7 protein-coding genes are annotated in these 7792 nt (G+C 54.1%); 6 read left to right on the top strand and 1 reads right to left on the bottom strand.

The window, feature by feature from the left end; translation table 11 throughout:
• The first annotated feature begins 120 nt into the window (after positions 1–120).
• The 6 genes from rfbB (at position 121) to PG883_RS21790 (ending at position 7046) form a co-directional block, all read left to right on the top strand.
• Positions 121–1206, top strand: a complete 1086-nt coding sequence (rfbB, locus tag PG883_RS21815; protein ID WP_042048222.1) for a dTDP-glucose 4,6-dehydratase — start codon at positions 121–123, stop codon at positions 1204–1206.
• On the top strand, positions 1206–2093 hold the full coding sequence (gene rfbD, locus PG883_RS21810; protein WP_042048223.1) for a dTDP-4-dehydrorhamnose reductase: 888 nt from the start codon (positions 1206–1208) through the stop codon (positions 2091–2093). The genes rfbB and rfbD overlap by 1 nt, the downstream gene beginning before the upstream one ends.
• Positions 2094–2205: 112 nt before the next feature.
• A complete protein-coding gene (rfbA, locus tag PG883_RS21805) occupies positions 2206–3084 on the top strand; it encodes a glucose-1-phosphate thymidylyltransferase RfbA (protein ID WP_042048224.1) in 879 nt (292 codons plus the stop codon).
• 63 nt (positions 3085–3147) lie between these two features.
• Entirely contained in the window at positions 3148–3699 is a 552-nt protein-coding gene (rfbC, locus tag PG883_RS21800; RefSeq protein ID WP_042048225.1) for a dTDP-4-dehydrorhamnose 3,5-epimerase, read from the top strand.
• Positions 3700–3748: 49 nt separating this feature from the next.
• The gene (locus tag PG883_RS21795; protein WP_084214828.1) at positions 3749–5854 is read left to right on the top strand and encodes a capsular polysaccharide export protein, LipB/KpsS family; all 2106 of its coding nucleotides are present in this window, start codon (positions 3749–3751) and stop codon (positions 5852–5854) included.
• Between the two features lie 7 nt (positions 5855–5861).
• Positions 5862–7046 (top strand): capsular biosynthesis protein, encoded by a 1185-nt coding sequence (locus PG883_RS21790; protein WP_042048227.1) that lies wholly within the window; start codon positions 5862–5864, stop codon positions 7044–7046.
• A 91-nt stretch (positions 7047–7137) separates the two neighbouring features.
• Here the strand turns inward: PG883_RS21790 and PG883_RS21785 are convergent, their stop codons facing one another.
• Positions 7138–7641 carry a hypothetical protein gene (locus PG883_RS21785; protein WP_084214829.1) on the bottom strand — a complete coding sequence of 168 codons (504 nt, stop codon included), beginning with the start codon at positions 7639–7641 and terminating at the stop codon, positions 7138–7140.
• Positions 7642–7792 lie beyond the last annotated feature (151 nt).

Below are 7792 nucleotides of genomic sequence, written 5' to 3'. Positions count from 1 at the left end.
AATAGTCATGGCTTCGGGCGTGTCGGTTTTTTTTTGCGATTAAATCAGATCACAAACGAAGCCTTTTTTCTATCTATTTCAATTGGTTGTAGCTAAAGATCCTGTACATGAGTGTTTAATATGAAAATCCTCGTGACCGGCGGTGCCGGCTTTATCGGCTCTGCCGTGGTGCGCCATATCATCCGTGATACTCAGGATGCAGTCATCAATCTCGATAAACTTACCTATGCCGGCAATCTGGAATCCCTAGCCGATGTATCGACAAGCGAGCGTTATGTGTTTGAGCAGGTGGATATTTGCAACCGTGCCGAGCTGGATCGGGTGTTTGCCCTGCACCAGCCGGATGCCATGATGCATCTGGCTGCCGAGAGCCATGTTGACCGCTCCATCACAGGGCCGGCTGACTTTATCGAGACCAATATCGTCGGCACCTATATGTTGCTGGAAGCGGCTCGCGCTTACTGGAACGGTCTGGACGAGGTACGCAAGGCGGCCTTCCGCTTCCACCACATCTCCACAGACGAGGTATATGGTGATCTGCCCCATCCTGATGAAGTAGCGGTCGGTGAACCATTGCCGCTCTTTACCGAGACCACCCCCTACGCCCCCAGCAGCCCCTATTCCGCCTCCAAGGCTTCCAGCGACCATCTGGTGCGCGCCTGGCGCCGTACTTACGGCCTGCCGACCATCGTCACCAACTGCTCCAACAACTACGGCCCGTACCACTTCCCCGAGAAGCTGATCCCGCTGGTCATTCTTAACGCGTTGGATGGCAAGCCGTTACCTGTCTATGGCAAAGGCGACCAGATCCGTGACTGGCTCTATGTGGAAGACCACGCGCGCGCGCTTTACAAGGTGGTGACCACGGGCGTGGTCGGGGAGACCTACAACATCGGCGGTCATAACGAGAAGCAGAATCTGGAGGTGGTACACACCATCTGCGATCTGCTGGACGAGATGGTGCCGAAAGCGAGCTCTTACCGCGATCAAATCACCTATGTAGCGGATCGTCCCGGTCACGATCGCCGCTATGCCATCGATGCCAGCAAAATGAGCGCGGAGTTGGATTGGCAACCGCAAGAAACTTTCGAGTCGGGCATTCGCAAAACTGTGCAGTGGTATCTGGATAACCAGCAGTGGGTGAATAACGTCAAGAGCGGTGCCTACCAGTCCTGGATTGAACAGAATTACGGGGAGCGTACCTGATGCATATTCTGCTGTTTGGCAAAAACGGCCAGGTAGGCTGGGAGCTGCAACGCGCACTGGCGCCGCTGGGGCGCATCACTGCCGTTGATTTTGACTCCACCGATTATTGCGGCGATTTCAGCAACCCAGCAGGGGTGGCCGAAACGGTACGTCTGGTCAAGCCGGACGTGATTGTCAACGCCGCAGCCCACACCGCAGTCGACAAGGCCGAAAGCGAGCGGGAGTTTGCCGAGCTGCTCAACGCGACCAGCGTGGCAGCGATTGCCAAAGAAGCGGAAGTATTGGGTGCCTGGTTGGTGCATTACTCCACCGACTATGTGTTCGATGGCAGCGGTGAGCGCCCCTGGGTGGAAACCGATGCAACGGCACCGCTCAACGTCTACGGCGAAACCAAGCTGGCGGGTGAGCAAGGGGCCGCGCTGTGTTCCCGTCACCTGATCTTCCGCACCAGCTGGGTTTACGCCGCCCGCGGCGCCAACTTTGCCAAGACCATGCTGCGTTTTGGCAAAGAGCGTAGCGAGATGTCAGTCATCAATGACCAGTTCGGCGCCCCGACCGGAGCCGAGTTACTGGCCGATTGTACCGCTCATGCGATCCGCGTGGCGCAGAGCAAACCCGAGGTCGCCGGGCTCTACCATCTGATTGCCTCCGGTACGACTACCTGGTTTGACTACGCCCAGCTGGTGTTTGCCAAAGCCAGAGAAGCCGGGGTTGAACTGGCGGTGACGCAACTTAATGGGGTGCCTACCAGCGCTTTCCCGACTCCGGCCAAACGCCCCCATAACTCCCGCCTAGATACCGGCAAATTCCAGCGCACCTTCGATCTGGTGCTGCCGGAGTGGACAGTCGGTGTGGAGCGGATGTTGACCGAGATCCTCGGTAAGTAAATCACTGGCCAGGGATGTAGTGACTGCCTCCCTGGCTGGCAGGGATAAAACAGAAAGGCGTGGCCACAAGCCATCCTTTTCTTTTGCAATTTAAAAATAAGAAACAAGCATCATGACCAAACGTAAAGGCATTATTCTGGCCGGTGGCTCTGGCACCCGTCTCTATCCTGTGACCATGGCGGTGAGCAAGCAGCTGCTGCCCATCTATGACAAGCCGATGATCTACTATCCGCTCAGCACCCTGATGCTGGCCGGGATTAGCGATATTTTGATCATCAGCACGCCGCAAGATACCCCCCGTTTTGAGCAATTGCTGGGTGATGGCAGCCAGTGGGGTCTGAATTTGCAGTACAAGGTGCAGCCAAGTCCGGACGGGTTGGCACAAGCCTTTATTCTGGGTGAAGAGTTTATCGGGTCAGACCCCTGTGCGCTGGTGCTGGGGGACAACATTTTCTACGGCCACGACCTGCAGAAACAGTTGGAAGCCGCAGCGGCCAAAGAGAGTGGCGCTACCGTCTTTGCCTACCATGTGCATGACCCCGAGCGTTATGGGGTAGTGGAATTTGATAAAGAGGGTACCGTTATCTCTCTGGAAGAGAAGCCACTGGAGCCCAAGAGCAACTATGCGGTGACCGGCCTCTACTTCTACGACAACAGCGTGGTGGAGATCGCCAAGAGCCTGAAGCCGTCGCCCCGTGGTGAGCTGGAAATTACTGATGTGAACCGCATCTATCTGGAGCAAGGCAATCTGTCGGTGGCCATGATGGGCCGTGGTTATGCCTGGCTGGATACCGGTACCCATGAAAGTCTGATCGAAGCGAGCAACTTTATTCAGACCATCGAGACTCGCCAAGGGTTGAAAGTGGCCTGTCCGGAAGAGATCGCCTATCGCCAGAAGTTTATTACTACCGAGCAGGTTCGTGATCTCGCCGCTCCGTTGGCAAAGAATGCTTATGGTAAATATTTGTTAAAGATGGTCGGCAAAGCCTGATGTGATATAGGGGGGAGGGAAGATGCTTCCCCCATAAAAATTGGATCAAATGTGGATAGACAGATGAATGTAATTAAGACAGCGATTCCTGACGTGCTTATTTTTGAGCCAAAAGTATTTGGTGATGAGCGTGGTTTTTTCTTTGAGAGTTTCAACCACAAGTTGTTTGAAGAGGCCGTCGGATATCAGGTTAACTTTGTGCAGGATAATCACTCCAAATCGTCGAAAGGGGTATTGCGTGGCTTGCATTATCAATTGCCTCCCCATGCCCAGGGCAAGCTGGTGCGTTGTGTGGCGGGTGAAGTGTTTGATGTCGCCGTCGATATTCGTAAAAGCTCACCGACCTTCGGGCAATGGGTTGGGGTTCACTTGTCAGGTGAAAACAAGCGACAGTTGTGGATCCCGGAAGGGTTTGCCCATGGTTTTGTCACACTGACAGAAACGGCCGAGTTTTTATATAAGACAACCAATTACTATGCACCAGTGAGCGATAGAGGTATTGCATGGAATGATGCCTCGATTGGTATTAAATGGCCCGAATTAAACGCGGACATCCTTACCTCTGTAAAAGATAGTACTGCCAAGTCATTAGAGACCGCAGATCTGTTTATCTAAATTACACTCCCTGCACTACGGCAGGGAGTCTTTAGTTCGCTGAGATGATATGGCTTTATATACGGGTTCGAAAGGCATTTTTGCTAGAAAAAACAGTATTGAACCTATGCTTGGTTGCCCATTACGTCATATGGAAGGGGTTGTCTCTTTTTCTGAAAATGATGTTTTAGTTGGTTGGGGCCAAAAAGCCAATACCAAGCAGATTAAGCAGAAGGCACAAGCGTTAGGATTGCCCTATTGGCAGCTGGAAGATGGCTTTATCGGTTATATAGGCCATCCCGCCAGAGGGGGCAAGGCGGTCTCGTTGATCGCCGATCCGGTGGGGATCTATTACGATGCCCGCCAGCCCAGCCAGCTTGAGCAATTGATTGCCACCCCGTGCGAGCCACAGATGTTGGCACGGGCCGAGCGACTGATCGATGAGCTGGTACGCCTCGGGATCACCAAATATAACTGTTATGCCACTGCCCCCGGCCAGTCGATTGCCAGCGGCAGCGTGACCGCCCTCTCTGCTGTCGGGGACTATGGCGGCTTGCCATCAGGGCTTGCCACTCGTCTGCAGCAGAGCGCCAAACCCAGGATCCTGCTGGTCGATCAGGTAGCAGGGGATCTCTCCATTCCGGGCGCCCTGGCCAGTGAAGCAGATTTTGTGGCGATGGTGGAGGCTGCCCGCCGCAATCATCCCGATGCGCGCCTGTTGCTGCGCACCCATCCTGACACTCGTTTTAACAATATGCGCCTTGGCAAGAAGCGTGGGGTGTTGGCCCGTCTGAACCTGGATGATGTGGAGATGGTGGCCGATCACTGCCATCCCCATGCGCTGCTCAATGTGGTGGATGCTGTCTATACGGTGTCATCCCAGCTTGGTTTTGAGGGCCTGTTGCTTGGCAAGCCGGTCTATTGCTTCGGTATGCCGTTTTATGCCGGTTGGGGGCTGACCCATGACAGCAAGCAGTGTGAACGGCGCAACGTAAAAGTGTCGCTCGCCCAGCTGGTCGCGGCAGCCTTGATCCGCTATCCCCGCTATCTCGACCCTGTGCTGGGCCAGCGTTGCGAGGTAGAGGAGGTGATCGCCATTATTGCCAATCAGCGCCGCCCCGCGCCGCGCTGGCGCCGACTCTATCTGGTGGGGTTCTCTTTGTGGAAGCGGGCATTTATGCAGGCGTTTTGCCAGCATTTGGCCGATGAGCTGCGCTTTGTGCGCAAGCCACCCAAGCGGCTGACCGGTGACGAGCAGATATTGGTGTGGGGTAGCCGCCACCCCGATCTCGCCTCTGCAATCCGGGTCGAGGATGGCTTTATTCGCTCGAGGGGACTGGGCTCCAATCTCTGTCGTCCCTCCTCTTTGTCACTGGACCCGGTCGGGATCTATTTCGACAGTCGCACTCCCAGCGGGCTGGAACAGTTACTCAACTATCAGGAGTTGACAGAGGCGGAGGTCAAGCGCGGGGATGCGCTGCTCGCCTTGCTACGGGAACACAGGGTCAGCAAATACAATGTGGGCGAGCAGCAGCACTACACCAGGCCCGATGATGGTCGTGAGCTGGTGCTGGTGGTGGGTCAGGTGGATGGCGATGCCTCTATCCTGACCGGGAGCCCCCATATTCGCAGCAACGAGCAGTTGCTGTGGGCGGTGCGAGCGGCCAAACCCGACGCTCATATTCTCTACAAGCCACACCCTGATGTGGTGGCGGGCAATCGTGGTGGGGCGATTTCAGCGGCCTGTCTGGCGGAGTGTGTCGATAGCCAGGTGCTGGATATTGGGCTCACCAGCCTCTATCCCCATGTGGATGAGCTGCATACCATGACCTCGCTCAGTGGCTTCGAGGCGCTGGTGCAGGGGGTCAAGGTGACGACCTGGGGCCAACCCTTCTACAGTGGCTGGGGGTTGACCACGGATGCCAATCCCCCTGCTCGTCGTCAACGTAGTCTGCCGCTGGCGGCGCTGGTCTATCTGACGCTGGTTGCCTATCCGCTCTATCTCGATTGGCAGACCGGGCTCTGGATAAGTCCGGAGCAGTTGATCCACCAGCTGGCGAAGCAGGGACACTCATCGGCCCACAAAGCGAGCCGCTGGCAACGCTGGCAGCTCAAGCTCGGTTACTTGTTCCAGACGCTGATGCAGCGCCCCTCTCTCTCCCCGTTTTTGAGATAAGTCGTCAATGAAGATTTTGTTACTGCAAGGCCCGCTTGGCCCCTTTTTTCAGACATTGAGTCGGCAATTAACGACGGCAGGCCACAGGGTAACCAAAGTGCATTTCAATGGCGGCGATGCCAGTTGGTCTTGTGCCGGTGATAATCTCAGTTTTACCGCCCCCCCCGCACACTGGCGCAACTTTCTGCGTCGTTTGCTGAAGCAACGCAAGATCGACGCCGTGGTTTGCTATGGTGACTGTCGTTATTACCATAAGGTGGCCAAGACACTGTGCAATCAGCGACGCATTCGTTTCTGGGCAATGGAAGAGGGATATCTGAGGCCCGATTTCATCACTCTCGAGTGCGGGGGGGTCAATGCTCATAGTCCCTGGTATGAGCGGCGGGCCGAATTAGCCGAGCGCGAGTGGCCAGCCCCTTTTGAGGCGCCGCTCACCGTCGGGCCGACCATGGGGTGCCGTGCGCGTTTTGCCATGCGCTATTACCTTAACAAAGCCCTACACCATCGACGTTACCGTCACTACCAGCATCATCGTCCCTGGAGTTTTTTTGAAGAGCTCTGGGGCTGGGTAGCAGGAGCGGTCGTCAAACAGTGGCATCACATGACCGATCTGCGGTTAAGCAACAGTTTGGCGACCCATCGTGGTCATCTCTTTTTTGTGCCGTTGCAAGTAACAGAGGATTTTCAGATCCGCGAACACTCTAATCTAAGCGGAGTGGAAGAGATGGTGGCGGAGGTGATCAACTCTTTCGCTAAATATGCCAAACCGCAGGATGTGCTGTTGTTCAAACACCACCCCATGGATCGCGGTTTTGTGCACTATCGCGCGCAGATCCATCGCTTGGTCAATTTGCTGGGTTTGGAAGGACGGGTGTTTTATGGCTATGAACTGCCATTGCCGGCACTCTACCCCCTGCTCAAAGGGGTGATCACCATCAACAGCACAGTGGGATTATCGGCCTTATTGCACAAGGTGCCGACCTTCTGCATGGGGCGAGCGCTCTACGATCTGCCAGGGCTCACGACACAGGGTGATTTAGATCACTTTTGGCGCAGGCAAGACCCCGTTTGTGAAGACCGATTTCAGCGTTTTCGCCAATCGCTATTACATTTGACTCAACTCAATGCGAGCTATTATCGACATTTTGAGCACAGTGCTAAATTGGTGGCGTTCAACATCACAAAAATATAATCAAGCCTGTTTTTCTTGAATAAAAACTCGCAAATCGTTTGCTTTTTTAAATAAGAATTCCCCGGCAAAGCTGGGGGATTACCTAATTTATTTAAAACTGCCTGCGAAGCGTAAAGCTGGTAACAGTGCTATGTTTTTTTCCCGGCACAATATCTGTCTTCGGCGCATAACCAATCTCGAGAGAAAGACGATTATAAGCGATGATGCCATATGGCAGCATCGCAAAACCATCCACACCGGAACCATTGAGATAACCTGCCATCAGGCCAAGTCCCGCTTGCCAATCGCTATACACATTCCACAGCTTCCGGTAGTTAGCTCCCGCATAGGTGGCTGTATCTGAATAGGAATCGCGATAAATCCCCCCCCGTAGCGATAAAGTACCGCTATCATGATTACCAAGTACTGACCACTCCAAACCAAGCCCAGGGTTGTAATTTTCAAAATCGCAGGTTTTGGCCTTGGGGCCATTCCCCTCGTCGCAATTACTATGAATTGATAAGCCGTGCACAATTAACGCATAATTATCTTGTGAAAATGCAGGAGGTGTTAATAACGTAACTGCAGGGATGATCAAATATTTTAATTTGCGCATTTTGTCTTCCCCATTAAAACAGCTAAAACATGAGACACTGGTGCATATTCCGGCCGATCATGAACACCAATTCCGATTCAACGTGAACACCATTTCCGGACCAATGTGAACGCTCATTCCGGTTCAACCTGAACACTTCGCCCCTCCTTTC

The sequence above is a fragment of the Aeromonas sp. QDB25 genome (assembly GCF_027707725.1).
Taxonomy (GTDB): Bacteria; Pseudomonadota; Gammaproteobacteria; order Enterobacterales; family Aeromonadaceae; genus Aeromonas; species Aeromonas caviae.
This window is presented reverse-complemented; position numbering and strand designations above follow the sequence as displayed.

Bases quoted from the DNA above. Each gene is read 5' to 3' on its own strand.
- rfbB (WP_042048222.1), top strand. From the start codon at position 121: ATGAAAATCCTCGTGACCGGCGGTGCCGGCTTTATCGGCTCTGCCGTG.
- rfbD (WP_042048223.1), top strand. From the start codon at position 1,206: ATGCATATTCTGCTGTTTGGCAAAAACGGCCAGGTAGGCTGGGAGCTG.
- rfbA (WP_042048224.1), top strand. From the start codon at position 2,206: ATGACCAAACGTAAAGGCATTATTCTGGCCGGTGGCTCTGGCACCCGT.
- rfbC (WP_042048225.1), top strand. From the start codon at position 3,148: ATGAATGTAATTAAGACAGCGATTCCTGACGTGCTTATTTTTGAGCCA.
- PG883_RS21795 (WP_084214828.1), top strand. From the start codon at position 3,749: ATGGCTTTATATACGGGTTCGAAAGGCATTTTTGCTAGAAAAAACAGT.
- PG883_RS21790 (WP_042048227.1), top strand. From the start codon at position 5,862: ATGAAGATTTTGTTACTGCAAGGCCCGCTTGGCCCCTTTTTTCAGACA.
- PG883_RS21785 (WP_084214829.1), bottom strand. From the start codon at position 7,641: ATGCGCAAATTAAAATATTTGATCATCCCTGCAGTTACGTTATTAACA.